The organism is Nocardia sp. NPDC052316 (assembly GCF_044547795.1).
Taxonomy (GTDB): domain Bacteria; phylum Actinomycetota; class Actinomycetes; order Mycobacteriales; family Mycobacteriaceae; genus Nocardia.
Map to the genome: position 1 here is coordinate 911,152 of NZ_JBIUBB010000003.1, position 26,896 is coordinate 938,047.

Here is a 26,896-nt window from a genome sequence, read left to right on the forward strand (position 1 = left end):
TTATCGCCCGCTCAACCAGGTATCGAAGAACTGTAGTCGCGCCGAGGCCTCGAACTTCAGATCCTGTGCGGTGCTGCCCGCCCCGATCGCCTGGGACAGCTCTACCGTCGGAATCAGCAGCCCGGCGTCGAGCACCTGTTGCTGTGCGGTGTGGATGAGGCCATGACGAACAGTGCTGTCGACCGTGCTCAGCTGCCCGTTGAGGGCGTCGTCGAGCGCCGGAATGGGCCCTCGCGCATTGAGATTGCGGCCGTCCAGCCCGAACGAGGTGCGCAGGATGTCCCCGTCCGCGCGCGTGGTGTTGCCGTAGCTGGTGTCGAAGTCCTTCGCGTTCTGCCGTGCCGTCGACTCGGCGGCCGACACCAGATCCAGCTTCAGCTCGACCCCGACCTGCCGCAGCTGTTGCTGCACCAGCTCGATGATCGCCTGGTTGCCCGCGAACACCTGACTGAACAGCACCGAGAACGACAGCCGCTCACCATTCTTCACTCGGACACCGTCACCGCCGGGCGCCCAGCCCGCCTGGTCGAGAATGCCGCGGGCCTTGCCGGGGTCATAGGCCAGCCGGGCCGACAGATCCTGGTAGCCGGGCGTGCTGCTGGCCAGCGCACCGGTCGCGGGCTTGAACTGCGGCCCGAGCACGGTGTCCACCAACTGCTTACGGTCGATCGCGGGCAGCAGGGCCTGGCGCACCGCCGGATCGCGCAGCGGGCCGCGGGTCACGTTGGTCTGGAAGCCGAACGGCACACCGGGATTCGCGGTGCTGAGCACCCGTCCGCCCGCCGCCTCGATCTGCGGTGCGTCCTGCGGCAGCGCGTCGCTGATCGCGTCGAGCTGTGCGGAGGCGAGACTGCCGGTGCGCACGCCGGACTCGGGCACCACGGTGAACTCGATCTTGTCCAGGTACGCCTCGCCGCGGTGCGCGAACACCGCGGAACCCCACTGATACCCGGCGCGTTTGGCCAGCGTGACCGAGGCGTCCTGGCGGTAGCTCGCGTAGGTGAACGGCCCGCTGGCGATGTTGTCGCCGAGGCAGCGTTGCTCGGCGGGCTTGGCGGTGGTGGCCTCGGCCAGAATGCCGAGCTGGGTGGTCGAGGACGCCTGCAGGAACTGCGCGTTGGGCTTGCTGAACTCCACCCGCGCGGTCAGCCGGTCCACGGCGGTGGTGCCGACATAGTTGGTGAGGTAGCTGGAGGCCAGCGGGGATTTGGCCGATCCGAGTTCGATGATCGAGTCGAAGGTCTTGCCCACCGACGCCGCGGTGAGCGGCGTGCCGTCGCTGAAGGTGACGCCGTCGGTGAGATAGAAGGTGAACACCTTCGCATCCGGCGTGACCTCCCAGCGCTGGGCCAGCCACGGCTTCAGCTCGCCGGTCCGCGGGTCCTGATCGGTCAGTGAATCGACGATCTGCCGTGTCACGTACAGGGTTTGGTTGGTGCCCGACTGTGCGGGATCCGAGCAGGTCGGCGCCTGCGACAAGCCATAGCGCAGGGTGCCGCCCGGCTGCGGCGGCCCCGCGTCGCCGCCGGGCGCAGCCGAATCACTGCCGCAGGCGGCCACCGTGCTGACTGCGGCGACAGCGCCTGCCAGCGCGGCGATGCGGTGACGGTAACGGATCACGGGGCGACTCCAGAGGTTTCGGTGCGGACCAGCTCGGCACCCGCGGCCAGCGGGCGGCTCGGAATACGGCGGCGCAACTCCGGCGCCACCTCGGTTTGGAACAGCGCGAGGCTGTCCAGGTAGTCGATCTCGGGGCGACCGTCCCGCTCGGCGGACAGGTGGATCACCTCGTGCCCGAACTGTTCGTGCTGCCTGCCGACCTTGTCGATCACCTGCTCCGGGCTACCGACCAGAGCCGAACTGCGGGTGACGAAGTCGTCCAGCGTCTCGAACACCACCGGCAGGCCGAGGGTGCGCGCCAGCGCCAGGCGGGCCTCGAAGATCGGCCGGTAGGTGTCGAGGGCCTGCTGGGAGGTGCGGGCGACGTGAAATCCCGCCGTACCCGCGCCGACCAGCGCATCGGCCGGGTTGTGCCCGTGGAACTCCCAGCGCTCCCGATAGTGGCGGACCAGTTCGGCATACGGCTCGATCGGGTTGGTCACATTCGCCGAGAACAGCGGATCACCATGGCGCGCGGCGAGTTCCACCGAATCGCGGCTGGTCGCGCTGCCGTGCCAGATCCGGATCTCGGGTTGCCACGGTCGCGGCAGCGCCTTGGCGTTCGTCAGCGCGGGCCGGAACCGGCCGGACCAGGTGACGCTCTCGCCGGCCCACAGCGCCCGAAACAGGTCGTAGCCTTCGCGGTTACGGTCCCACTGATCGTCGGTGCTGACATCGAACAGCTCGGCCTGCGCGGTCCCGTTGCCCTTGCCGATGATCAGCTCGAGGCGGCCGCCGGACAGATTGTCCAGCGTCGAGTAGTCCTCGAACGCCCGCACCGGATCCAGCAGGCTGAGCGTGGTGACGGCGGTGAACAGCGTGATCCGGGAGGTGACCGCCGCGATGTGGCTCAGGATCACCGGGGGAGCCGAGGACAGGAACGGATCCTCGTGCCGCTCACCGACGGCGAAGCCGTCGTAGCCGAGATCCTCGGCCAGCTTGGCCTGTGCGACGACGTCGCACAGCCGCTCCCTGGTGCCGGGCAGGCGACCGGTCGTGGGATCAGGCACCCGGGTGACCAGCGTGAACAGGAGAAACTTCATGCTGATGCTCCCAGTGCCTCGGTGGCCGCGGGCAGTCGCTTCTCGAACGGGTGCGGGCCGAGCTCCTCGGCAGGCACGGCCGGGTCGTAGAGCGCGGTGTATCCGGCGGCCAGATAGAGGCCGACGGCCTCCGGTTGCCGCGGACCGGTGGTCAGATAGATCCGCCGGTACCCGCGCCGCTCGATCTCGGCCTCTAGCTGCTCGAGCACGAACAGCCCGAGCCCTTGCCTGCGGTGTTCGCGGGCCGTCCAGATCCGCTTGAGCTCAGCGGTTTCCGCGTCGTAGCGCTGGAAGGCCCCGCCAGCCACCGGCTCGCAGTCGCGGGTGACGACCAGCAGCGCGCCGTGCGGGGGCGCGAACTCCGCGGCCGGATAGTCGCGTAGCGACGCGTGCATCTCACCGGGGCTGCGGCCGTAGCGGCTGCTGTACTCGACGGCGAGCTCGGCGAGCAGCGGCGCGGCCAATGGGTCGTCCTGGGCGACCCGGTGCACCCGCAGGTCCGTGGCCGAAAGCTGTTGCGTCACCGGGTCACCGCTGCTTCGGTAGGCCGGGCGGGTTGATCCGCGACTCGGTGATCTGCTCGCTGCGCAGGCCCCACCGATCGATCACCTGCTGGTAGGTGCCGTGTTCGATGGCGTGGTTCAGTGCCTTCTGGACGGCGGTGACCAGCCCGCTGTTCTTCTTGGTGAGCACCGCGATCTCGCCTTGCAGCGCGTCGCCCGCGCCGGAGAAGGTGCCGAGGATCTTGGTCTGGTTCGCGGTGGCAGTGTGGTAGATCGCGGTCGGATTGGGGCCGATGAAGCCATCCAGCCGCTGCGAAGCGAGCGCCAGGTAGTAGTCACTGGTCTGCTGGAAGTAGGCGATGTCGATGGGGGCCAGCCCTTGCGCGCGATTCTGCTCGTTCCACTTCACCAGCAGCTGTTCCTGGTTGGTGCCGCTGCCGACCCCGATTCGCTTGCCCGCCAGGCTCGTACGGTCCTTGAACTCGAGGGTGCTCTGCTTGGGCACCTCCAGCGCGACGGTGTCGTTGCGGTAGGTGGCGAAGTCGTACTTCTCCTTGCGCTCCTCGGTCACCGTCACGTTGGAGACGAAGGCGTCGACCTCACCGGAGTCGATGCGCACGAAGTTCTGCGCCCAATCCGCCACCCGCACATCCAGTTTCAGGCCGAGGATGTCGGCGACGAGCGAGGCGAAGTCGACCTCGGAGCCGACGACGGTCTCGTCGTCGTCGGCGTAGAAGCGCAGCGGCGGTGCGGTACCGGACGAGCCGGTCACCACCAGGGTGCCGCGGTCGCGAATGGCCGGTGGCACCTCGGCGGCGATGCTGTCCACCTTGGCGGCGCGGACACGGCCGGTCTGCGCGGCGGAGAGGTCGAAGGTGACCGTACCTGCGGGTGGGGGCGCGGACTCCGCGTCGGGGTCGGTGCAGCCGGTGGCCAGCAGGACGACCGCGGTCGCGGCGGCGGTGGCCAGGGCGGAAAGCTTCATCGGAAACCTGTTCATCAGCGGACTCGGGAGAGGAAGGCGCGGGTGCGCGGGTGGCGCGGATTGTCGAGGACCGCGGCGGGGGTCCCCTGCTCGACGATGGCGCCCGCGTCGAGAAACACGACGGTGTCGGCGATTTCGCGGGCGAAGCCGATCTCGTGGGTGACGATCACCAGCGCGGTGCCGCCGTGCGCGAGATCGCGGATCACGTCGAGCACCTCGCCGACCAGTTCGGGATCCAGCGCGGAGGTCGGTTCGTCGAACAGGATCACCCTGGGACGCAGGGCAAGTGCCCGCGCGATCGCCACCCGCTGCTGCTGTCCACCGGAGAGCCTGCGCGGGTAAGCGTCGGCCAGCTCGCCGATGCCAACCCGTGCCAGCAGCACCCGCGCCTCGGCCTCGACCTCCGTGCGGTCGCGGCGTTGCGCGGAAAGCGGTGCGAGCGTCACATTGTCGAGCACCGTCAGATGCGGGAAGAGATTGAAGTTCTGGAAGACGAACCCGATGCGGGAGCGCTGCTTGCGCACCTCGCGGTCGGGCAGCGCGTGCAAGGTGTTGCGGCGCAGCCGATATCCGATCAGCTCACCATCGATGCGCACGGTGCCCGCGTCCAGCGCCTCCAAATGGTTCAGCACGCGCAGCAGGGTGGACTTGCCGGAGCCGGACGGGCCGATCACCGTCACCACCTCGCCGGAGCGCACCGTCAGGTCGACCCCGCGCAGAACTTCCTGTGCGCCATAGGATTTGCGGACGCCGCGGACCTCGACGGCGGGCGCGGCGGTCATCGGGTCGCTCCGCGCGGCGCGGTGGCGCCGGACTCGGCGACTTCCCGCAGCTTCTGCCAGGCCCGCTGGACCGGTGACGGCGGTGGCGTGCGCTGGGTGCCCTTGGCGTAGTGGCGTTCGATGTAGTACTGCGCCACCGAGGCAATGGTGGTGAGCACGATGTACCAGGCGGTGGCAACCAGCAGCAGCGGCACCACCCGACCGTTGCGGCCGTAGATCACCTGGACCTGGTAGAACAGCTCCGCGATCGCCATCACCGACACGATCGAGGTGCCCTTGAACAGGCTGATCACCTCGTTGGTCGCATTGGGCAGGATCGACCGCATGGCCTGCGGGACCACGATGGTGCGGAACTGGCGCACCCGTGGAATGCCCAGCGCGGCAGCGGCTTCCAACTGCCCGGCGTCGACGGAGATGATGCCCGCCCGGATGATCTCGGCCGAGTACGCCGCCTGATGCAGCGCGAGCCCGATCACCGCCGCGGTGAACCCGCTGATCACGCCGTTCACGTCGAAGGTGAAAAACGCGGGACCGAACGGGATGCCGACCGACAGCGTGTTGTACAGGTAGGCGATGTTGAACCAGAACAGCAGTTGCACGATGAGCGGAATCGACCGGAACGCCCAGATGTAGCACCAGGAGATCACCCGCAGCACCGGGTTGCCGGACAGTCGCCCGATGGCCAGCGCGGTGCCGAGCAGGAAGCCGAGAGCGGTACCCCACGCGGTGAGTTCCAGTGTCACCCGCAGCGAGGCGAGCACCGACTTCGCGGTGATGTACTTGGCGAAGGTCGGCCAATCCCAGCCGGGATTGGTGACCAGGCCGTGGATGAACTGTGCGAGCAGGACGAGCGCGACCGCACTGACCACCCACCGCCACGGGTGCCGCGTCTTGGCCACGGTGGGTGCGGCACCCTCGGCGTCGGGCAGGTGGGTCGTAGTGGCGACCGGGTCGTCGCCTGCGTCGGTGTCGCCGGGCACGGCGGTGGCGGACGCACTCATTTCGAGGTCCTTCGGAAGAACGAACGAGACCGCACCACATCGGGCCGCGGTCACATCACCCGGCCAGCGACGGGTGCACAGACTGGCTGCGGGTCAGCCCCGACAGCTCGCGGACGTCACCTTGCACTGATCGATGTGGCGACGGCCCCAACGGGTGCCGAGGGCAGCGGAAATGATCACTTCGGTTCCTCCATCGGTCCCGGCGGAAGCACCCGCACCCGGTGAACCGGGGGGTTGCTGCGACGTCGACGAGCCAGGTCTCTCGGTCGCTCTGGATGGTTGTCGCCGATCCGGACACCGGCTGATGTCAGGGTCGGGCCGAATTATCATGCCCAGCAGGCGAACTCTGGGACAAGGGAACTAATCACCGTGAGCGTAAACCTCGCCGCGGCCCGGATATCGGGGGGTGCGGGGGCGGTGTGGTCGCCCGGACACGCCGATCGCTTGCCGGCGGCTATATCGCCTGATCACAGCGCTTTGCGGAGTACCGTCAGCCTTCGATCGCGTCGATGATGAGGGAGGTCTTCGTGGCTGTACCGCGCCGTTCGACCATACTGTCCGCCGTCGCGAGCTGCTCGGTCGCGCTGGCGCTCGCCGCACCGACCGCGGGTGGTGCGCCGCCGCCCGCCGTGGCACCGATTCCGACCGTCACCGCCCCGGTTCCGCCCGCAGCGGCCGGTCCGGCCCAGACCGGCACCAGCACGCTCAGCGATCTGTTCGGCGTCTACCACACCGCGGTCGACGGCCTGCGCGCCGCGGGCATGCAGCCTTTCCTGTACCCGACCGCGTCCGCGTACTGCCTCGGCGGCAGCTCCCTCGGCCTCGCCCCGGCGGTGGCCGCCGCCGTGCCCGGCCCGTGGCCCAAGACCACGATCGCCATTCCCGGCGTGGACCTGGCCGCCGTCAAGGCAGGCCAGACCATGTTCACCTTCGTGCCCTACGGCCTCGGCCAGGACGGGCCGGACACCACCGGCATGCAGGTCGCCTGGCTGAACCTGACCAGCGGCCGCGGCGGCATGGCCTCGATGGGCCCGCTGTCCACGGTGTTCGGCGCGATGATCCCCGCCGAAGTCCCGGCCGTGCTGCGCCCGATGGCCGAACGCGCCATCCAGGACTTCTTCTTCGCGGCCTTGCCGATGGGCGGCGTCCGCGCGGTACCCGTCGACACCGGTCAGGGCACCGTGCTCGCGGCGGTCTTCGGCACGGTCGACAACGGCGGCAAGTCCTGCTTCTTCCTGCCGACGGTGGGGATCACCGAAGTCCCTTAGATCTGGACCCGGCGGCCTTTCCAGCGCAACGTACCCCGTCGTCGAGCGCGATGGGAGCGGGCCCACAGCGCCAGGTAGGCGGCGACCGAGAACGGGTGGGCCAGGGCCGCGAGGACGTCGGTGCGGGCGAGTGGGCCGCCGGTCTCGGTGCAGCGAGCGAGCAGCCTGCCGGTGACCGCGGCCGCGTAACCGAGGAGGCCGACCCGGCGGAGCGCGCCGTGGCCGCGGAGTGCGACGGACGGCGGCACCCAATAGGCCAGGGCGGCAAGCGTTCCCACGGTCGCGCCGCCCGCGACGGTGCCGCCGTAGGCCGACCACAGCCATCGGGTGTAGCCCGCCGCGAGTTCGGTTGCGCTGTCGTACATTCGGGTGCTCGCCAGGCGTCCGGCGGCGACGAGCACGGTGGGTTGTCCTGCGCGGCGCAGGGTTCGGGCGATGTCGAGATCCTCGGTCGCGCTGGCGGCGACCGAGGCATGCCCACCGACGGCTCGGTAAGCGGCGGTGTCGAACGCCAGAAACTGCCCGCAGGCCACCGCGGTGGACGGCCGCAGGCTCCGATCGGCCACCGCGATCGGCAGCGTCGCGGCCCACGACCAGCACAGCAGCGGCTGCACCAGTGCCTCGACCGGCGACCCGGCCCGCTGCATCGGCCACGGCGACACCAATGCGGCTCGCCGCCTGCGCAATTCGCCGACCGCCCCCGCGATCGCGTCCGGTGCCAGCCGGACGTCGGCGTCCACGAAGACCAGCACCGGCGTCACCACCGCGTCGGCCAGTCGCACACACGCGGCAGCCTTCCCGGTCCAGCCGGGCGCGGGCGCGGTCTCGTTGCGCAGCACCGTGATTCGCGGGTCTTCGGCCGCCGCGTCGATCGCCGCGGCGAAGGTGTCGTCACCCGACGCGTCGTCGAGTATCAGCACGCTCATGCGCGGAACTCCGCGCTGCGCCCGCAGATCCGCGATCAACCGGGGCAGTCGTGCCGCCTCGTCACGGGCAGGCACGCACACGGTCACCGGCTCGGTCACCTCGACCGGGCTCGCCGCCAGCTGCCGCACCGTAAGCCGGTTGTAGAGCGCGATTCCGGCGCCCACCACCGAGATTCCGGTACCGAGCCAGGTCAGCCCGAGCGCTCCGGCGATCGGGCCTCCGCGCGACGCGAGTCGGCCCTCGCTCAGCGGCCCTGCTTGACCGTTTTCCACCAGCGACTCCAGGAGAGGCCGGTGGGGGCGCCCGGCGCGGGCGGGTTGCGGTCCATGTAGGCCATCGTGGCGATGACGGCGGCTACCGCGAGGGTGATGCCGCCGACGATGCCCGCCCAGCCCGCGAACGAACGGGTGTTGGGGTCGGCGTAGCTGACCTCGGCGCGCAACGGGGAGACGTCGCCGGCGGGCAGCTTCCAGGAGACGATGTTGTCGCCCTCGCGGTTGCCGTTGGTCTTGGCCACGCGGGCCGGGAACGCGACGGTGAACTGCACGTCGGAGCCGTGCGGCGGCACGGATTTCAGGTCGACCCGGCCGGTGAGGCTGACCAGGTCGCCGTTGCGCTGGAACTGCAGTTGGAACATGCCCTGGGTTTGCTCGGACAGCTGACCGAGCTGGCCGACCTCGCCGAAGGACATGTCTTCGAAGAACACCTGGCTGCCGACGTACCCGTCCTGGGTGTAGGGCTCCACCCGCACCTTCGCGGCGAGCGAGTCGGGCGCCTTCAGCTGCGGGCCCTTGTCATTGGGTTCGACGGGCACGACCGCGGCGACGATCCGCCCGGATACCCGGTCGTTGGACGAAACACCCATCGACACCTGCACCCGCAGGCAGCCCGCGAGCACGGGGATCAGCAACGCCGCGAGCAGAACGGCCGCGGCGACACGCGCTCCAGGGCGGGGCGTCCGCGGCGACGGTAGTACCGGGGCATCGGGGATCGTGGTGACGGGACTCGGCTGCACGCAGACATCGTGCCAGGCCATCCGTCCAGATTGCCACGCGACGGGCGGAACGGACCCCGCGATGTACGTCGGCTAGTCCGCCGTATCGGGTCGCGGACCGAAAAAGCCGAGGTGACGCAGCAGAGGCAGGCCGAGGACGGCCAGTCCGAGCCCGCCGTAACCGGCCGAGAACGGGAGCCCGAGAAACACCGCGTGCGCGAGCACGGACCCGAGCCAGGTCCACAGGAAAACAGCCACCGGCACGGCGAAACGGGGAGCGGTGTCCAGCCCCGCTGACGGATTCAGCGCTGCCGGCACCGGGGCCGCGCGCTCCCACCCGGTCAGCAGCGCACCCATGAGCACCGCCACCGCGAACCAGCCGAGATAGTTGGTGTACGGAATCTCGGCGAGCCCGGGCAGTCCGGCGCCCTGGTTACACCACGTCCATTGACCGTCGGTGACCATCTGCGGGTCGAGGAACAGATCCCAGCCGACCGCACCCACCGCCAGCAGGCCGATCCGGGGGGCCACCGCACGCGTGAGCAGCTTGGCGACCATCCAGATCGGATACAACCCACCGGTCCAGGCCAGCGGCACCACCAACGGCACGCCGCTGAGCGCGGGCCCAAGCCGATCCACCGCGTACGCGTAACACCCGAACGGCAGACCTGTTGCGGTACCGACGATCTCGGCGATCAACCCGACTCCGGAGACGATCACCAAAAACCCGGCCGCATAACGGATTCCGCGTGTTGCCGTCGCATGCGCCAACGCCGTGCCCGCCGACAGCAGGACAACCATGACCGTCACCCGATCCCGTCCGTCGCCGGACGTCAGCGGATAGGCGATCTGGACCAGGATCAGCACCCCCGCGAGCACCGCAGGCGCAAGTCTGCGCACTGTTACCGGTGCGCGGACTACCTGTGCTTCTGCTCTGGGCTGAGTGCGGTTCGTCATCGCTTGCGCAGCAGGGGGAGTCGGTTGCGGCGCAGATCGCGCAGCGCGAGCCGCGCGGCGCTGCGCCCGCTGGCGCCGGACACTCCGCCGCCCGGGTGGGTAGACGCGCCGGTCAGATACAGCCCAGGAGCTCCGGGTACGCGCTGCCCCGACAGTTCCGGCAGCGGGCGCCACATCATCATCTGATCCAGCGACATCTCCACGTGCATCACATTGCCGCCGAGCAGCCCCATCTCCCGCTCCAGATCGACCGGCGTCTGCACGAATCTTCGCAGCACGGAATCGGCGAAACCCGGTGCGTAGGAGTCGACTTCGGCAATGATCCGGTCGCCCTCCCGCTCGGCATGCGCGGCCCACTCGCCGCCGTCGGCCAGCCGATACGGATGCCACTGCGCCCACAGCGAGAGCTGATGCTCACCGGGCGGGGCGATGCTCGGATCCAGCGCGCTGAAACTCATAGCAAGCACCACCGGCCGCGGCGGCAGGTCCCCGGCCGAGGCCGCACCGTGGGCGAGGCGGAGCTGCCGCCGGTCGGACACGAGAAACTGTAGACCGCGGGCGGATTCGTCGGCCGAGCTGCCGGGATAGTGCGGCAGCGCGCTGGTGGCGACCCGCACCACCATCCCGATCCCGGGGCCGATCCGGATGCGCCGGCGCCAGTCGTCGAGCACGGCGGACTCGAAGCCGCCCGCGCGCAACAGATCCAGCGTGGTGAGCACGTGCGAGCCCGCGATCACCGTGTCCGCGTGCAGGTTTCGTCCCGAGGCCGTGTGGACCCGCCAGCCCGCACCGTCGCGCCGCAGCGCGGTCACCGCGTCACCCGCGGTCACCTCGCCGCCGTCGGAGCGCAGCCGGGCAATCAACGCCGCGGACAACGCGCCACTGCCGCCGACCGCGCGGCCCGGCGGCAGGGTGTGCATCAGCGCGGCGAACCCGACCATCGGCGCGGTGCCCGGCTCCGACATCGGCGGGCCGGACTGCGCGCCGAACCAGGCCAGCGACGCCTTGAGCCGTTCGTTCTGAAAGGTGCTGTCCAGCAACGCGTCCCCGGACTGCAGGAACTCACGCGACAGCGCGCTCCCGCCGTCCTTCGCGTCCAGCCCCCAGAACGAGCGCAGCAACCGGCCCGGCGTGGGTCCACCGCCGAACGCGCGCAGCACCCGGGTAGTGCGCGGGCCCCACACTTCGACGAACCGCCGATACGCCGCCGCGTCCCGGTCACCACACGCGGCGGCGATCGACGCGCAGGTGGCATCCAGGTCACGATGGAACACCAGCGGCGGGTGGTCGCCACTGGCCGGCGTGAAACCCCAAGGGTCGCAATCGATGTACCGCAGGCCGAAGCGGGCGAGCTCCAGCTCTTCGATGATCCCGGTGTGCCGCACCATGATGTGCGCGGAGGAGCCGCGATCGACCAGATGCCCGGGAAAGCGCTCGACCGTCGACACCGCGCCGCCGAGTACCTCGTCGCGTTCCAGCACCTGCACCGCGTGCCCGGCGCGCGCCAGATAGCACGCGGCGACCAGCGCGTTGTGGCCCGAACCGACCACAACGACCGTCACGTGACCCTCACCGCGGTACCCCGTGGCCCCTCGGATTCCGGCAGCGCCCGCGTCACAGCGGCAGCCGCCGTCCCAGAATGGCGAACGGCCGATTGTCGCCCGCGAACACGAAATTCCGTACCACGTCGGTGAATTCCTGCCGCCGATACAGCCGCCAGGCCCGGTTGTCCTCCTGGTCCACCTCCGGGGTGGACAGCAGCACCGCCTGCTCGGGCCGATCGCGCAGCAGCCGTTGCAGCAGGGTGGAACCGATGCCGAGCCCCTGCGCCGCCGGGTGCACGTGCAGCTCGGTCAGCTCGAAGTAGTCCGAAAGCAGTTCGCGCGTCGAGTGTTCCGGCCAGCCGGAGCGCCGCATCCCGCTGTGCACCTGCTGGTGCCACCACTGGTGTGGGGCACCGTGGTAGCCGTAGGCGATCGCCACGATCGGCGCGGACCGTAGGTCCACGTGCCCGGAATCGTCGGGGACCACCGCGGCGACGGCCTGCCAGCCCGGCCGGGTGGTGTGCTCGGTCCACATCGGCGCGCGATGGTGTTCGGTGCCGCGCGGATAGTCCATCGCCGCGACATACACCGCCAGCGCATCGTGCAGCCGGGAGCGCAGTGCCGTGACGGACAGGTCGACGACGACAGGTGCGGGGGTGTGATTGGGCTTGACGGCGGTCATGGCTCTCGTCGGGTCCACAGCGGGCGCGGAAGTTTGTCGGTGGGCGTCTCTATATTCAATCTCAATTCAAACGTTCGAATACCTGTTCGGTCACACCAAGGCGGTGTTGGGCCCGGGTAAGCGAGGGCGGAGGGACTCCGAGATGTCTAATCGGGTCGAACATCCGGGACAGCCCGGTCGAGCGGGCAAGCTGCTGCAACGGGCCGATGGCCTGCTCATGGAGGCGGCGGGGGAGCGGGACCCGCGCGAGCGGTTCCGCACGGCCTATCTCGCGGCATTACGCGGGGCCGGGGCGGTGATCGCGCTCACCGGCGCCGACAACGCGCCGCGGGCCCGATCGCGCAACGCGTGGGTGTTGATGCAGTCCGCCGCGCCCGAGTTCGTGATGTGGGCCGATTACTTTTCCGCGCGGTCGGAGACCAGGGCCGCGCTGGAGGCGGGGCTCGATCGCGACATCGACGACGACGAGGCCGACGAGTTCTATTCGCGGGTAGGAGCATTCCTGCACGACGTCGAAGATCTCCTCAGCGCATCGGCTCGGTTGCGCCCCGCGCCGGGGTGGACAAACGGCATGACCGGATAGTGACAGGCGGCACGCCCACATAGTTATGAGCGACTAGGTGGTACGGCCCTGATCGAACTCGTATCATTGGTGACAGATAGCCGCCAAGGTCGGCTATCAGTCGCCTACCCGGAGGCGACAGCCACGCCTAGTGCCGGGGGAGGTACCGTGCCACTCTCCGAGCACGAGCAGCGCATGCTCGAACAGATCGAGAGCGCGCTCTATGCTGAGGATCCGAAGTTCGCGTCGTCCGTCCGCGGCGGGCGCCTTCGCTCGACCTCGAGTCGTCGCAGACTCCAGGCCGCGGCCTTGTTCGTCCTTGGTCTGTTTCTACTCGTCGCCGGCATCGCTGCTCCAGTGAAGCCCGGCGGCTTCCCGATCATCAGTCTGGTCGGCTTCATCGTCATGTTCGCCGCAGGCGTACTGCTGCTGGTAGGCAGTTCCAAGGGCATTGCGAAGGGTGATCGGGCCGGCGGCGACGCCGCGCCCGGTAGCCCAGGCGGTGGAACGACCGGACAGCGTGGGCGCCAACGCAAGTCCGGCGGTTTCTCCGAGCGCATGGAGGACCGATTCCGGCGACGGTTCGAGCAGGAGTAACTCGCCCGTAGCCTGACAGCTCCAGACCACGGCGACGCCGCACCGATCCGGTGCGGCGTCGCCGTCTCGCGTGCGCCTTCGCCCGCGCCGCCGATGTTCGCCGCGCCGGTTTGCCGCGCTCGCTCCACATCTCCCCACAAGATCCCCCACTTCGCCCCCCGACTCGGCCGAGTCAGGGGGCACCTGGGCGTTTGCTGGGTGTTTCCGGGCCTTTGTCCATGCGGACTGTGCGTGTCGGCAGAACACGCAAAAAGTTCTCCACCACAGTGATAGCTGGGATGACCTGCGAAATCGTCTGGGTCGGGAGCCAGATCACCGGCAGTTTCGATTGAAAGTGGGGGAAAGTGGGGTAATGTGGAGCGCGCACTACAGGAAAGGCCGACCATCGAGGTGATCGACTAGGGAGGTATCGAGTTGTTTCTCGGTACCTACACACCTCGGCTGGACGACAAGGGGCGACTCACGTTGCCTGCGAAATTTCGAGACGATCTGGCGGGAGGGTTGATGGTCACGAAGGGTCAGGACCACAGCCTTGCCGTGTATCCGAAGGAAGAGTTCACCGCGCTCGCTCGCCGGGCCGCGGCGGCGTCTCGAAGTAATCCGCAGGCTCGCGCATTCGTCCGGGCGCTGGCGGCCGGAACGGATGAACAACGTCCCGACGCGCAGGGCCGCATCGTGTTATCGGCCGAACATCGGCGCTACGCGAACCTGCAACGGGATTGCGTGGTAACCGGCTCGGTCGATTTCCTCGAAATATGGGACAAGCAGGCGTGGGACACCTACCTCGCCGAGCACGAGGAGGATTTCTCGCAAGCGAGAGACGAGTCGCTGGGCGGAATCTTCTAGCCCCGAGCGAACGAGTGCCGCGCGGCCTCTGCCCGGACGCGGACCCTGACGTACTTCCCCGACGCCAGGTGCCGAGGTTCGGTCAGAGACCACGGGGCATTCGTCTCCGGCAACGGTTTCTTCAGACAAGGCGACCCGTGCGCGGTGCGCGACGAAGCGAGGCAGATCCCGGGAGGTCGAGGTGAACCGTGAGCAGGACGGCCCCCGCCATGTTCCTGTTCTGCTCGGTCGGGCCGACGCGCTGCTCGGGCCCGCGCTCACCGAACCCGGTGCGGTCTACCTCGACGCGACCCTCGGCCTCGGCGGGCATGCCGAACACTTCCTGCGTACCTATCCGGGCCTGCGTCTGGTCGGTCTCGACCGGGATACCGCCGCGCTGAAGCTGGCCGCCGAGCGGCTCGCGCCGTACGCGGACCGAATCACGCTGGTGCACACCCGATACGACGGGATCGCCGACGCGCTCGACCAAGCGGGTCTGCGCGCCACCGGCTCGGTCTCGGGCATCTTGATGGATCTCGGCGTGTCCTCGATGCAGCTCGACGAGGCCGACCGCGGCTTCGCCTACTCCGTCGACGCGCCGCTGGACATGCGGATGGACCCCAGCACCGGGCCCACCGCCGCCGACGTGCTCAACACCTACAGTCACGGCGAGCTGGCCCGCGTGCTGAAAACCTATGGGGAGGAACGCTTCGCGGGCCGCATCGCCTCGGAGGTGCTGCGCCGTCGCCAGCAGAAACCATTCACCACCAGCGCCGAACTGGTCGAGCTGCTCTACGCGGCGATTCCGGCGGCGACCCGCCGGACCGGCGGGCATCCGGCCAAGCGCACCTTCCAGGCGCTGCGGGTGGAGGTCAACCGCGAGCTCGATTCGCTGCGCGCCGCGCTGCCTGCGGCGCTGGACGCGCTGCGGATCGGCGGCCGCATCGTCGTCATGTCGTATCAGTCACTCGAGGACAAGGTGGTCAAGCAGGAGTTCGCGCCGCGCGCGGCCTCCAGGACCCCCGTCGACCTACCGGTCGAATTGCCCGGCATGGGACCGGAATTCCGGATGTTGACCCGTGGCGCGGAGAAGGCGACCGAGGAGGAAATAGCGGAGAACCCGCGGGCCGCACCCGTCAGGATGCGTGCCGCGGAGCGAATTCAGGAGGTCGGATGAGACATGAGCTTGTCCGGCCGGCCGGGTGTGGGGCCTGGACAAGGGAGGCCGGTAGTCCCGCACAGACTCACGAGGGGACAGTATGAGTATTCGGACGCGGACCGTCGACGCGCCCGGGCGGATCGCCCGCCGGGTCCATGACTCCGAGCGGGTGAAATCGGGTGCCGCGCAACGGGCTTACGCCCGCCGCCGGACCCGCGCCGAAACCCGTTCGGACACACCGGTGCTGCCGAAGCGCCAGGGTTCGGTGATGGCCGCGCGTATTCCGTTCGTCGCGGCGATCATCGCGCTGCTCGGCTGTGGCCTCGCGCTCACCCTGCTGCTGACCACCCGCGCTGCGGAGGACAGTTACCAGCTCGGTGACATCAAGGCGACCAACAAGCGACTGGCCGACGAGCGGGCAGCGTTGCTGCGTGAGGTCGAGGCAGCCGATTCGCCGCCCGAACTCGCCGCCCGCGCAAGGGAACTCGGCATGATCCCGGCCAAGGACCCGGCCCGGTTGGTGGTGGAGCCGGACGGCACCGTGACGGTGATCGGCAAGCCGACGCCCGCCCAGGGCCCGCCGGTGCCACCGCTGAACGTCTCGCCCACCGCCCCGATCGGCCCGCAGGCGGGCAATGCGCAGGCCCGCGGCGAGCGCGTGGTTCCGGTGACCACCACGCCACCGCCGCCCGCGCTGCCGCCGGCGCCCGGTAGCGCTGCGGCGAACAACGCGCAGGTGAACGCGGCTCCGGCGAGCCCGGTCCCGGTCAGCCCGGTCCCACAGGCGCCCGCCGAGGCCGCCCCGCAACCGGCCGAAGCCGCAGCGCCCGCCGCGGATGCCGCGCTGGGGCAGGCGGGATCCACTCAGCCACAGGTACTTCCAGACGGAGGGCAGCGGTGACCCAGACCAGGCCCGCGCCGCGCAGGCGCCGCGAGCCTGGTCCGAGCAAGGCCGCCCGACCACGCACCGCCGCACCCAAGAAGAATCAGCCGCTGCGCAGGCGCCTCGGCGCGGGCCGGATCATCATGCTGATCGCCCTCGGTGTCGTCGCGCTGCAGCTGCTGTGGATCCAGACCATCAACGCGCCGAGCCTGTCCGCGCAGGCGGCGGACCAGCGCACCACGCACGAGCCCGATTACGCCATCCGCGGCCCGATCACCGACCGCAACGGCAAGTCGCTGGCCTACACCATCGCGGCGAAACAGCTGCACTTCCAGCCGGTTCCGGTCCGTAAGCAGCTGGCCGACGCGAAAGCCAAGAATCCCAAGGCACCCGACCCGGACGAGCGGCTCGAAGCCATCGCCAAGACCGTGCACGACAAGCTGGGCAAGGCCGGCCCCACGGAGGCGGAGCTGCTCGCGAAGCTGCGCAGCGACGAGACGTTCGTGTACCTGGCGCGCGGCGTCGACCCGCGGATCGCCGCGGATATCCGCACGCAGTTCCCCGAGGTCGGCGCGGATGCCCAGTATCCGAGGGAGTACCCGGGCGGTTCGCTGGCGGCCAACGTCATCGGCGCCACCGGCTGGGACAGTCACGGCCAGATCGGCCTGGAGTCCTCGCTCGACTCGGTGCTCGCCGGCACCGACGGCTCGCGCACCTACGACCGCGGCTCCGACGGCACCGTCATTCCCGGCAGCTGGCGCGACAAGCAGGACGCGGTGAACGGCAACGGTGTCGAGCTGACCCTGGACTCGGACCTGCAGTACTACGTGCAACAGCAGGTGCAGCAGGCCAGAGACCTGTCCGGCGCGAACTCGGCCTCGGCGGTCGTGCTCGACGCCAAGACCGGGCAGGTGCTGTCGATGGCCAACGACAACACCTTCAATCCCAAACTGTCGCCGCAGAATTGGGCCGCCGCCGACATGGACAATCCGTCGGTGACCGAGGTGTTCGAGCCGGGGTCGGTGAACAAGATCGTCACGGCGGCCGCGGCCATCGAGTACGGATTGACCAATCCGGATGAGGTGCATCAGGTTCCGGGCAACATCCGGATGGCGGGCGTGACCGTCAACGACGCCTGGCAGCACGACGTCGCGCCGTACACCACCACCGGCATCTTCGGTAAGTCCTCCAATGTGGGCACACTCATGCTCGCCCAGCGGGTCGGCGAGGACCGCTTCGCCGACATGCTGCACCGGTTCGGGCTCGGCCAGCGCACCGGGGTCGGCCTGCCGGGCGAGAGCGCGGGCGTGGTCCCGGCCCGCGATCAGTGGTCGGGCGGCACCTTCGCCAATCTCCCCATCGGTCAAGGCCTTTCGATGACGACGCTGCAGATGACGGCCATGTACCAGGCCATCGCCAACGACGGGGTGCGCATCCCGCCGCGCATCATCAAGGCCAAGATCGCGCCGGACGGTACCCGCACCGACGAGACCCAGCCCGACGGCGTGCGCGTGGTGAGCCCGCAGACCGCCGCGACGCTGCGCACCATGTTCCAGTCGGTGGTCCAGCGTGATCCGATGGACGCCAACGAGAACGGCACCGGCGGGCCCGCCGCGATCGAGGGCTACCAGATCGCGGGCAAGACCGGTACGGCGCAGAAGGTCGACCCCAGCTGCGGCTGCTACTCGACCTCGTCGTTCTACATCACCTTCGCGGGCATCGCCCCCGCCGACAACCCGCGCTACGTGATCGGCCTCATGCTCGACAATCCGGTGCGCAGCTCCGACGGCAGCGGCGGCCAGTCCGCCGCGCCGCTGTTCCACAACATCGCCTCCTGGGCGATGCAGCGCGACCGCATCCCGCCGTCGCCGGAGCCGTCCAAGCGATTCGTGCTGCAGGCCGACTGAATCGGTGCGGTGCCCGACCAGCCGAGTAGACGGTGTGCCGCGTTCGCGGCACCCGTCTGCCCGGCCGCGGGTGCGGTATGCGCCGCGACGGCGACGGCAATGTCCGTCGGCGGCACGGCAACACCTGGGCGCGTTGCCGACCCGTGATCGGTCGTCGGTAACCTGACTCGTCGTCCCAGTCCCCGCCCGTATCAGAGAGGAGCAATGTGCCTGCGCAGTCCAGCCAGCACGCGCTCCGGCCCGCTCGCCCACCGTCGACCGCGCTGACCGCCGTGCTCGCGCTGACCGGCGCCGCGGCGTCCGGACCCGCGTTCGACGAGATCCAGGTCACCGGAGTCGAGCAGCGATCGCAGGCGGTACGCCCCGGCGACCTGTTCACCGCCCTGCCCGGCGCGCAGGCGCACGGTGCCCGGTTCGCCGCCGACGCGGTCGAGCGTGGCGCGGTCGCGGTGTTCACCGACGCGGCGGGCGCGCAGCTCGCGGGCGAACTGCCGGTGCCGGTGCTGGTGCGCGAGAATCCGCGCGCGGTGCTCGGCGAGCTGTCCGCGGCGATCTACGGCAACCCCTCTGAACAGCTGCGCATCGTCGGCATCACCGGCACCTCCGGCAAGACCACCACCTCTTATCTGGTGGAGGCCGGGCTGGCGGCCGCGGGCCTGTCGACCGCGCTGATCGGCACCATCGAGACCAGGATCGGCGGCAGGCGGGTGCCGAGCGCGCTGACCACCCCCGAGGCGCCCCAGCTGCACGCGATGTTCGCGCTGATGGTCGAGCAGGGCGTGGACGCGGTCGTGATGGAGGTGTCCAGCCACGCGCTGGCGCTTGGCCGGGTGGACGGGGTCCGCTTCGCGGTCGGCGCGTTCACCAACCTGTCGCAGGACCACCTCGACTTCCACGCCGACTTCGAGGACTACTTCGCCGCCAAGCGCAGGCTGTTCGAGCCGAGCTCGCCGGTGGCCGCACGGACCGCGGTGATCTGTGTCGACGACGAGTGGGGCGTGCGCCTCGCCGCGGGGCTCGACGGCCCGATCACGGTGTCCACCACCGGAACCGGGGATTGGCGGCTGGACGGCGCGATCGCGGCGCACGGTGGCGAACAGGAGTTCACCGCCGCCGGGCCTGTCGGCAATGTCGCTGTGCGACTACGTCTTCCGGGGCGCTACAACGTCGCCAACGGGCTGCTCGCGGTCGCCGTGTGCGCCGCCGCCGGGGTCGATGCCTCGGTCGCCGCGCCCGCCCTGGCCACCGTCGATGTGCCCGGCCGGATGCAGCGGGTCGAGCGCGGCCAGGACTTCCTCGCGATCGTCGATTACGCGCACAAGCCCGCCGCGCTGGAGTCGGTGATCGCCACGCTGCGTGGTCATCTCGCGGCCGACGCGCCGGAGTCGCCGGGGCGCCTCGCCGTGGTGGTCGGGGCCGGTGGCGATCGCGACGCGGGTAAACGGTCGCTGATGGGCGCCGTGGCGGCCCGCGGCGCCGATCTGCTGATCATCACCGACGACAATCCGCGCAGCGAGGATCCGGCGCAGATCAGGGCCGCGCTGCGGTCCGGTGCGCTGGAGGTGGCCGAGGCGGCGCGCGGCACCGTGCGCGAGATCGGCGATCGCGCCGAAGCCATTGCGGCGGCGGTGAATTGGGCTCAGCCCGGCGACGTGGTACTGGTTGCGGGTAAGGGGCACGAGGCCGGGCAGGAGATCCGGGGCGTGAAGCACCCCTTCGACGACCGCGACGTGCTCGCGGCGGCACTGGACAAGCGAAGTCCGCACGACGCGGACGCGGAGGACTTGACGGTTTCATGATCGAGATGACACTGCGGGAGATCGCGGACGTCGTCGGCGGCACGCTGCACGACGTCGCCGACCCGGAGGTGCGGGTGACCGGTTCGGTGGAGTTCGATTCCCGCCGAATCGGTTCCGGCGATCTGTTCCTGGCCTTGCCGGGGGAGCGGTCCGACGGCCACGACTACGCCGCCGCGGCGGTCGCCGCCGGTGCGGTCGCGGTGCTCGCGGCCAGGCCGGTGGGCGTGCCCGCCATCGTCGTCACGCCGAGTCCCGGCTCGGTGCCGTCGAGTTCGGTTGCGCTGGCGGCCGATTCGGACGGGTCGGGGGCCGCGGTGCTCGCCGCGCTCGGCGACCTGGCCCGCGCCAGCGTGCAACGCCTCACCGAGGCAGGCACTCTCACCGTGGTCGGGGTCACCGGGTCCTCGGGCAAGACCTCCACCAAAGACCTGCTCGCCGCCGTGCTCGCGCCGCTGGGCACCGTGGTCGCGCCGCCGGGTTCGTTCAACAACGAGCTCGGCCATCCGTGGACCGCATTGCGCGCCAACGCCGATACCCGTTTCCTGGTGCTGGAGATGTCCGCGCGCGGGCCCGGCCATATCGCCGCACTCGCCGAGGTGGCGCCGCCGAGCATCGGCGTCGTGCTCAACGTCGGCACCGCGCACCTCGGTGAGTTCGGTAGCCGCGAGGCCATCGCCAAGACCAAAGGCGAACTGGTGCAGGCACTTCCGCCGTCCGGGCTGGCCGTGCTCAACGCCGACGACCCCCAGGTCGCCGCGATGACGGCGCGGACGACCGCCCGGGTGGTGATGGTCGGCCAGTCCGACAGCGCCGACCTGCGGGCGACCGACATCCGCCTGGATCACGAAGCACGCGCCGGTTTCACCCTGCACACCGCGAAGGGCAGCATCCCGATCCAGTTGGCCGTGCACGGCGAGCATCAGGTCGGCAACGCGCTGTCCGCGGCGGCGGTCGCGCTGGAATGCGGCGCCGACCTCGAGACCGTCGCCCGCTCGCTGTCCGGCGCGCACGCCGCGTCGGCCCGCCGAATGGATGTGCGGACCAACGCGGGCGGGGTGACCGTCGTCAACGACTCCTACAACGCCAACCCCGATTCCGTCCGCGCCGCGCTGAAAGCCCTGGTCACCATGTCGCGCGCGGGCGAAACGCCGCGCCGCAGCTGGGCCGTGCTCGGCGAGATGGGCGAGCTCGGCGAGGAATCGGTCATCGAACACGATCTGATCGGACGGCTCGCGGTGCGGCTGGACGTGCACCGGCTGATCGTGGTCGGCACCGGAAGGCCGTCCCGGGCGATGCATCAGGGAGCGGTGATGGAAGGCTCATGGGGCGAGGAGGCGATCCTCGTGCCCGACATCGGCGCGGCCATCGCGTTGCTCGACGACGAGGTCGAGGCGGGTGATGTGGTGCTGGTCAAGGCGTCGAAGTCGGTGGGCCTCTGGGAGGTCGCCGAACACTTGATCAATGCGGAGCCATCCAGCGGACGTACGGGAAGCACGGAGGCAAGGGATTGAGCGAGCGAGTCATCAATACAGCGACCGCTTGTCGAACGGCGAAGCCGAGCGCTAGCGAGGCTTCGTCGTGAGGGAGCGAAGCGAGCGAGCCATCAATACAGCGGCTTTCTGTCGAACGGCGAAGCCGAGCGCTAGCGAGGCTTCGTCGTGAGACAGATCCTATTCGCGGCTGCGATAGCGCTCGCCGTATCGATTCTGCTGACCCCGCTGCTGATCAAGATGTTCGCCAAGCAGGGCTTCGGTCAGGAGATCCGGGTCGACGGCCCGGCCAGCCACCAGGCCAAGCGTGGCACCCCGACGATGGGCGGCGTTGCCATCATCATCGGCATGTGGGCCGGCTACCTCGGCTCGCATCTGATCGGCATCGGCTACCGCGCGGACGGCCCGTCGGCGTCGGGCCTGCTGGTGCTCGGCCTGGCCACCGCGCTGGGCGGGGTCGGCTTCGTGGACGACTTCATCAAGATCCGCAAGCAGCGCAACCTCGGCCTCACCGCCGCGGGCAAGTATCTCGGCCAGCTGACCGCCGCCGTCGTCTTCGGCGTGCTCGCCTTGCAGTTCCGTGGCGCGAGCGGGCTGACACCGGCCAGCAGGCAGCTGTCCTACGTCCGCGACATCAGCACGGTGACGATGGGTGTCGTCGTGTTCCTCGTCTTCGTCTGCCTCGTCGTCGTCGCCTGGTCCAACGCAGTGAACCTCACCGACGGACTCGACGGGCTCGCCGCCGGATCGATGAGCCTGGTGCTCGGCGGCTACGTGGTCATCACGTTCTGGCAGTACTACCACGCCTGCGAGATCAAGGCCGAGGTCGGCTGCTACAACGTGCGCGACCCGCTCGACCTGGCGTTGGTGTGTGCCGCGGGCGCCGCCGCGTGCGTCGGCTTCCTGTGGTGGAATGCCGCGCCCGCCAAGATCTTCATGGGCGACACCGGCTCGCTGGCGCTGGGCGGCATGCTGGCCGGGCTGTCCATCACCACACGGACCGAGCTGCTGATGATCGTCATCGGCGCGCTGTTCGTGGCCGAGACGCTGTCGGTGGTGCTGCAGGTCGCGGTGTACCGCACCACGCGCAACCGGCTGTTCAAGATGGCGCCGTTCCATCATCACTTCGAACTCAGCAAGTGGGCCGAGACTACGGTGATCATCAGGTTCTGGCTATTGGCCGCGATGGCTTCGGCCATCGGGCTCGGCTTGTTCTACAGCGAATATCTCTCTGCGGTCGGGTGAACTAGCGATGGTCGAACATTCTCCTCGGGCCCTGCGAACACCGGGGCCCATGCTCGAATTCCTGCGTGGCCGTGACGTTCTCGTCGCGGGCTGGGGCATATCGGGGCGCTCGCTGGTCGAGCCGTTGCGCGATATCGGCGCACGCCCGGTGGTCACCGACGGCGGCGCCGCGGCGCTCGCCGAGGCGGCCGGTCTCGGCCTGGACATCGCCACCTGCGTGGAGCTGGAAACCACGGACTGGAGCCGGTTCGCGCTGGTGATCACCAGCCCGGGCTGGCGGCCGGACTCGCCGGTGCTCGCCGCGGCCGTCGCCGAGGGCACCCCGGTGTGGGGCGACGTCGAATTCGCCTGGTGGGTCGATCAAGCCAGGATCTACGGCCCGGTCCGCAAGTGGTTGGTGATCACCGGAACCAACGGCAAGACCACCACCACGCAGATGACGCACGCCATCCTGCGCGCCGCGGGCATCCCGAGCGTCGCCTGCGGCAATATCGGCCTGCCCATCCTGGATGCGTTGCGGCGCAACCCGGGACCGCAGGTGCTCGCCGTCGAGCTGTCCTCGTTCCAGCTGCACTGGGCGCCGTCGGTGCGTCCGGAGGCGGGCGTGGTGCTCAATGTGGCCGAGGATCACCTGGATTGGCACGGCGGGCTCGATGCCTACGCCGCCGCGAAGGCGCGTGCGCTGGTCGGGCGGGTCGGCGTGGTCGGGCTCGACGATCCGGTGGCCGCCTCGCTGGCTCGTCGCTCGAAAGCCCGGCGCACCGTCGGCTTCCGGATCGGCGTGCCCGCCGACGGTGAGCTCGGCGTGGTCGACGGCAAACTGCTCGACCGCGCGTTCACCAAGGCCGCGATCCTCGCCGAGGTCGGCGACATCAGCCCGCCCGGCCCGGCAGGCGTCGCCGACGCGCTCGCCGCGTCCGCGCTGACCAGGGCCATCGACGTGGCGCCGCAGTTCATCAGGGAGGGGCTGATCGAGCACAAGGTCGGCCCGCACCGCTCGGCGTTCGTGCGCGAGGTCGGCGGCGTCGACTTCATCGACGACTCCAAGGCCACCAACCCGCACGCCGCGCGCACCGCGATCCTGGCGCACCCGCAGGTGGTCTGGGTGGCCGGTGGTCAGCTCAAGGGCGCGCAGATCGAGGACCTGGTCGAAGAGGTCGCCGACCGGCTCGTCGCCGTGGTGCTGATCGGGGCCGACGCGCCGGTGTTCGCGGTCGCGTTGGCGCGACACGCACCCGAGGTCCCGGTCATCGAGCTGATCGCGGGAGACGATGCAGGGATGGGTGACGCGTCGAGAGATAAGGCCGACGCCGTGATGGCGCGCGCGGTACAGGCCGCGGCCGGATTCGCCCGAAGCGGTGACACCGTCCTGCTCGCGCCCGCGGCGGCCTCGTTGGACATGTTCGCCGACTACACGCACCGGGGCCGCAGTTTCGCGGCCGCGGTGCACGCACTGGAAGACGGTGACGTCGGGCGGCAGCTATGAGCGAAACGACGCGGCGTAAGGAACAAGCCGGAGCCGGGGCCAGGTTCGTCGCCTGGCTGGCGCGGCCGCTCGCGTCGTTTCACCTCGTCGTCACCATCGCCACGCTGCTCACCGTGCTCGGCTTGGTGATGGTGCTCTCCGCGTCGAGCGTCGAGGCGTACGCCGATGGGGGATCGGCGTATTCGCTGTTCATCCAGCAGGCGCTGTTCGCCGCGATCGGTGCGGTCCTGTTCTACCTCGCCCTGCGTATCCCGTTGCGCCGGTTGCGGCAGTGGTCGTTTCCGCTGTTCGTGCTGTCGGTGATCGGTCTGGTGCTGGTGCTGATTCCCGGCATCGGCTCCAAGGTGCAGGGCGCGCGGCGGTGGATCGATCTCGGTCTGTTCAATGTGCAGCCGTCGGAGATCGTGAAGGTCACCCTGGTGGTGTGGGGTGCGCACCTGCTCGCGTCGCGCCGCTCGGAACACGCCGGGCTGAAAGACATTCTGATGCCGCTGGTGCCCGCGGGCCTGCTGGTGTGCCTGCTCGTCGTGGTGGAGCCGAACCTGTCGACGACGATCGCGCTCGGCATCGTGCTCGCCGCGCTGCTCTGGTTCGGCGGGCTGCCGCTGCGGTTGTTCGTGACGATCTCGGTGTCCGGTCTGATCGCCGCCGTCGTGCTCGCGCTGTCGGCGGGCTATCGATCGGATCGGATGCGCGCGTTCTTCAACCCCGGCGACGACCCGCAGGGCATCAATTATCAAGCGCGGCAGGCGCTCTACTCGCTCGCCGACGGCGGCATCTGGGGTCGCGGGCTCGGACAGAGCCGGGCCAAGTGGAGCTACCTGCCCAACTCGCACAACGACTTCATCTTCGCCATCATCGGCGAGGAGCTCGGTTTCCTCGGCTGTGCGCTGGTGCTCGGACTGTTCGCGCTGTTCGTCTACACCGGACTGCGCATCGCCAGCCGCTCGGTCGATCCGTTCCTGCGGCTGCTCACGGCCACCGCGACCACCTGGATCACCGGCCAGGCGCTGATCAACATCGGCTACGTGGTCGGCCTGCTCCCGGTCACCGGCCTGCAGCTGCCGCTGGTCTCGGCGGGCGGCTCGTCGCTGGCGATCACCCTGTTCATGTTCGGCATCATCGCCAATGCGGCCAGGCACGAACCGGAGGCCGTCTCCGCGCTGCACGCCGGGCAAGACGGTAGGTTCAGCAAGTTGCTGCGGCTGCCGAAGCCGGAGGTGTACTCGCCGGCCAGGGCGAGCGCCGCACGGGCCAGGTCCGCGCAGCGGGGTAGGGCGGCGGCACGGCCGGGCAGACAGTCGGCGCTGCCACCGGCGCGGCGTCCGCAGCCCGAGCCGCGGCGCCGTTCGCCGGAGAGCCGCGGCACCAGTTCGCTGCGCGCCACCAGAGCGTGGGAACCCAGCTACCCGGTCAACCACACAAGAGAACGAGGAAAATCTAGGTGATCTCGGTAATCGTCGCAGGCGGCGGCACGGCGGGCCATATCGAGCCCGCGCTGGCGGTGGCGGACGCGCTGCGGCGGCTCGACGATTCGATCAGAGTGACGGCGCTCGGCACCGAGCGCGGCCTGGAGACCAGACTGGTCCCCGAGCGTGGCTACCCGCTCGAGCTCATCCCGCCGGTTCCGTTGCCGCGCAAGCCGACCGCCGATCTGCTGCGGCTGCCCGGCCGGGTGCGTGCCTCGGTGGCGCGGACCAGGGCGGTGATCGACGCGGTCGAGGCCGATGTGATCGTCGGCTTCGGCGGTTACGTGGCGTTGCCCGCCTATCTGGCCGCCGGGCCGGGGCTGCTGCGGCGCCGGCGCCGGGTGCCGGTGGTGGTGCACGAGGCGAACGCCAAAGCTGGCATCGCGAACAAGGTCGGCGCCCGCCGCGCCACCAGGGTGCTCGCCGCCGTACCGGATTCGGGGCTGGCCGGTGCACAGGTCGTCGGCATCCCGGTGCGCGCCGCGATCACCACGCTGGATCGGGCCGCGCTGCGCGCCGAGGCGCGGGCACACTTCGGACTCCCGGCCGAGGGGCCGGTGTTGCTGGTGTTCGGCGGATCGCAAGGCGCGTTGAGCCTGAACGAGGCGGTCTCGGGCGCCGCGCCGCAGCTCGCCGCGGCGGGCATCTCGGTGCTGCACGCGCACGGCCCGAAGAACACCCTCGAGGTCGCCGCGCGAGCGGAGGCCGCACAGCGACCCGCGGACGAGAGTGGCGCGCACGCACCGTATGTCGCGGTGCCGTATCTTTCCCGGATGGATCTCGCCTACGCCGCCGCCGACGCGGTGGTCTGCCGGTCCGGCGCGATGACCGTCGCCGAGGTGTCCGCGGTCGGACTGCCCGCCTTCTACGTGCCGCTCCCGCACGGCAACGGTGAGCAGGAACTCAATGCCAGACCGGTGGTCCGGCAGGGCGGTGGCAGAATCGTGCCCGACTCGGAGTTGACGCCGAAATACGTGATCGATGAGGTGATTCCGCTGCTCATGGACCCCGCACGGCTGACAGCGATGGGCCGTGCCGCAGCCGGTGCCGGGCATCGCGACGCCGCCGACGCGGTGGCGCGGATCGTGTTGGAGGTGGCTCGGTCGTGAACGAGGATCTTTCGGCCTTG

At 69.8% G+C, this 26,896-nt stretch carries 24 protein-coding genes and 1 riboswitch; of the genes, 13 read left to right on the forward strand and 11 right to left on the reverse strand.

The window, feature by feature from the left end; genetic code table 11:
- From ACIHA7_RS16960 to ACIHA7_RS16985, 6 genes are read right to left on the reverse strand one after another with little or no spacing between them, the layout of a single operon-like run.
- Complete coding sequence (locus ACIHA7_RS16960) at nucleotides 1-1,620, reverse strand: ABC transporter substrate-binding protein (protein ID WP_397290266.1); 1,620 nt, start codon at nucleotides 1,618-1,620, stop codon at nucleotides 1-3.
- Complete coding sequence (locus tag ACIHA7_RS16965) at nucleotides 1,617-2,702, reverse strand: LLM class flavin-dependent oxidoreductase (protein WP_397290268.1); 1,086 nt, start codon at nucleotides 2,700-2,702, stop codon at nucleotides 1,617-1,619. Before ACIHA7_RS16965 ends, ACIHA7_RS16960 begins: the two co-directional genes overlap by 4 nt.
- Nucleotides 2,699-3,226 carry a GNAT family N-acetyltransferase gene (locus ACIHA7_RS16970; protein ID WP_397290270.1) on the reverse strand — a complete coding sequence of 176 codons (528 nt, stop codon included), beginning with the start codon at nucleotides 3,224-3,226 and terminating at the stop codon, nucleotides 2,699-2,701. Before ACIHA7_RS16970 ends, ACIHA7_RS16965 begins: the two co-directional genes overlap by 4 nt.
- 4 nt (nucleotides 3,227-3,230) lie before the next feature.
- Nucleotides 3,231-4,205, reverse strand: coding sequence for an ABC transporter substrate-binding protein (locus ACIHA7_RS16975; RefSeq protein WP_397290272.1), 975 nt, complete (start codon nucleotides 4,203-4,205; stop codon nucleotides 3,231-3,233).
- A complete protein-coding gene (locus ACIHA7_RS16980; protein WP_397290274.1) occupies nucleotides 4,205-4,972 on the reverse strand; it encodes an amino acid ABC transporter ATP-binding protein in 768 nt (255 codons plus the stop codon). Before ACIHA7_RS16980 ends, ACIHA7_RS16975 begins: the two co-directional genes overlap by 1 nt.
- A complete protein-coding gene (locus tag ACIHA7_RS16985) occupies nucleotides 4,969-5,973 on the reverse strand; it encodes an amino acid ABC transporter permease (RefSeq protein WP_397290276.1) in 1,005 nt (334 codons plus the stop codon). The genes ACIHA7_RS16980 and ACIHA7_RS16985 overlap by 4 nt, the downstream gene beginning before the upstream one ends.
- A 187-nt stretch (nucleotides 5,974-6,160) precedes the next feature.
- A riboswitch (SAM riboswitch) is annotated at nucleotides 6,161-6,255 on the reverse strand.
- A 245-nt stretch (nucleotides 6,256-6,500) separates the two neighbouring features.
- Here ACIHA7_RS16985 and ACIHA7_RS16990 point away from each other — a divergent pair.
- Nucleotides 6,501-7,241 (forward strand): hypothetical protein, encoded by a 741-nt coding sequence (locus ACIHA7_RS16990; protein WP_397290278.1) that lies wholly within the window; start codon nucleotides 6,501-6,503, stop codon nucleotides 7,239-7,241.
- On the opposite strand, the gene ACIHA7_RS16995 is transcribed toward ACIHA7_RS16990, so the two are convergent.
- The 5 genes from ACIHA7_RS16995 to ACIHA7_RS17015 are packed head-to-tail and all read right to left on the reverse strand — an operon-like array spanning nucleotide 7,238 to nucleotide 12,345.
- Complete coding sequence (locus tag ACIHA7_RS16995) at nucleotides 7,238-8,380, reverse strand: glycosyltransferase (RefSeq protein ID WP_397290813.1); 1,143 nt, start codon at nucleotides 8,378-8,380, stop codon at nucleotides 7,238-7,240. The genes ACIHA7_RS16990 and ACIHA7_RS16995 overlap by 4 nt on opposite strands.
- A gap of 32 nt (nucleotides 8,381-8,412) precedes the next feature.
- Nucleotides 8,413-9,204 (reverse strand): LppM family (lipo)protein, encoded by a 792-nt coding sequence (locus ACIHA7_RS17000; protein WP_397290280.1) that lies wholly within the window; start codon nucleotides 9,202-9,204, stop codon nucleotides 8,413-8,415.
- Nucleotides 9,205-9,255: 51 nt separating this feature from the next.
- Entirely contained in the window at nucleotides 9,256-10,119 is an 864-nt protein-coding gene (locus tag ACIHA7_RS17005) for a carotenoid biosynthesis protein (RefSeq protein ID WP_397290282.1), read from the reverse strand.
- Nucleotides 10,116-11,681, reverse strand: a complete 1,566-nt coding sequence (locus ACIHA7_RS17010) for a phytoene desaturase family protein (RefSeq protein WP_397290284.1) — start codon at nucleotides 11,679-11,681, stop codon at nucleotides 10,116-10,118. Before ACIHA7_RS17010 ends, ACIHA7_RS17005 begins: the two co-directional genes overlap by 4 nt.
- A 52-nt stretch (nucleotides 11,682-11,733) precedes the next feature.
- Nucleotides 11,734-12,345: an N-acetyltransferase gene (locus ACIHA7_RS17015; protein WP_107655151.1), complete on the reverse strand. Its 612-nt coding sequence runs from the start codon at nucleotides 12,343-12,345 to the stop codon at nucleotides 11,734-11,736.
- 142 nt (nucleotides 12,346-12,487) lie between these two features.
- On the opposite strand from ACIHA7_RS17015, the gene ACIHA7_RS17020 reads away from it, so the two are divergent.
- From ACIHA7_RS17020 to murG, 12 genes are all read left to right on the forward strand, one after another.
- Nucleotides 12,488-12,928, forward strand: a complete 441-nt coding sequence (locus ACIHA7_RS17020; protein WP_397290286.1) for an SAV_6107 family HEPN domain-containing protein — start codon at nucleotides 12,488-12,490, stop codon at nucleotides 12,926-12,928.
- A gap of 147 nt (nucleotides 12,929-13,075) precedes the next feature.
- Entirely contained in the window at nucleotides 13,076-13,504 is a 429-nt protein-coding gene (locus ACIHA7_RS17025) for a DUF3040 domain-containing protein (protein ID WP_107655152.1), read from the forward strand.
- Nucleotides 13,505-13,918: 414 nt separating this feature from the next.
- Nucleotides 13,919-14,350 (forward strand): division/cell wall cluster transcriptional repressor MraZ, encoded by a 432-nt coding sequence (mraZ, locus tag ACIHA7_RS17030; protein WP_107655153.1) that lies wholly within the window; start codon nucleotides 13,919-13,921, stop codon nucleotides 14,348-14,350.
- A 181-nt stretch (nucleotides 14,351-14,531) separates the two neighbouring features.
- Nucleotides 14,532-15,506: a 16S rRNA (cytosine(1402)-N(4))-methyltransferase RsmH gene (rsmH, locus tag ACIHA7_RS17035; RefSeq protein ID WP_397290289.1), complete on the forward strand. Its 975-nt coding sequence runs from the start codon at nucleotides 14,532-14,534 to the stop codon at nucleotides 15,504-15,506.
- An 82-nt stretch (nucleotides 15,507-15,588) separates the two neighbouring features.
- Nucleotides 15,589-16,389, forward strand: a complete 801-nt coding sequence (locus tag ACIHA7_RS17040; RefSeq protein WP_397290291.1) for a hypothetical protein — start codon at nucleotides 15,589-15,591, stop codon at nucleotides 16,387-16,389.
- The gene (locus ACIHA7_RS17045) at nucleotides 16,386-18,278 is read left to right on the forward strand and encodes a peptidoglycan D,D-transpeptidase FtsI family protein (protein WP_397290293.1); all 1,893 of its coding nucleotides are present in this window, start codon (nucleotides 16,386-16,388) and stop codon (nucleotides 18,276-18,278) included. The genes ACIHA7_RS17040 and ACIHA7_RS17045 overlap by 4 nt, the downstream gene beginning before the upstream one ends.
- A gap of 206 nt (nucleotides 18,279-18,484) precedes the next feature.
- Nucleotides 18,485-20,077 (forward strand): UDP-N-acetylmuramoyl-L-alanyl-D-glutamate--2,6-diaminopimelate ligase, encoded by a 1,593-nt coding sequence (locus ACIHA7_RS17050; RefSeq protein WP_397290295.1) that lies wholly within the window; start codon nucleotides 18,485-18,487, stop codon nucleotides 20,075-20,077.
- Complete coding sequence (gene murF, locus ACIHA7_RS17055) at nucleotides 20,074-21,588, forward strand: UDP-N-acetylmuramoyl-tripeptide--D-alanyl-D-alanine ligase (RefSeq protein ID WP_397290298.1); 1,515 nt, start codon at nucleotides 20,074-20,076, stop codon at nucleotides 21,586-21,588. Before ACIHA7_RS17050 ends, murF begins: the two co-directional genes overlap by 4 nt.
- A gap of 147 nt (nucleotides 21,589-21,735) precedes the next feature.
- Entirely contained in the window at nucleotides 21,736-22,812 is a 1,077-nt protein-coding gene (gene mraY / locus ACIHA7_RS17060; RefSeq protein ID WP_107660203.1) for a phospho-N-acetylmuramoyl-pentapeptide-transferase, read from the forward strand.
- Nucleotides 22,813-22,861: 49 nt separating this feature from the next.
- Entirely contained in the window at nucleotides 22,862-24,298 is a 1,437-nt protein-coding gene (murD, locus tag ACIHA7_RS17065) for a UDP-N-acetylmuramoyl-L-alanine--D-glutamate ligase (RefSeq protein WP_397290300.1), read from the forward strand.
- On the forward strand, nucleotides 24,295-25,746 hold the full coding sequence (gene ftsW / locus ACIHA7_RS17070; RefSeq protein WP_397290302.1) for a putative lipid II flippase FtsW: 1,452 nt from the start codon (nucleotides 24,295-24,297) through the stop codon (nucleotides 25,744-25,746). The genes murD and ftsW overlap by 4 nt, the downstream gene beginning before the upstream one ends.
- Nucleotides 25,743-26,876: an undecaprenyldiphospho-muramoylpentapeptide beta-N-acetylglucosaminyltransferase gene (gene murG, locus ACIHA7_RS17075; protein WP_397290304.1), complete on the forward strand. Its 1,134-nt coding sequence runs from the start codon at nucleotides 25,743-25,745 to the stop codon at nucleotides 26,874-26,876. Before ftsW ends, murG begins: the two co-directional genes overlap by 4 nt.
- Nucleotides 26,877-26,896: the final 20 nt, after the last annotated feature.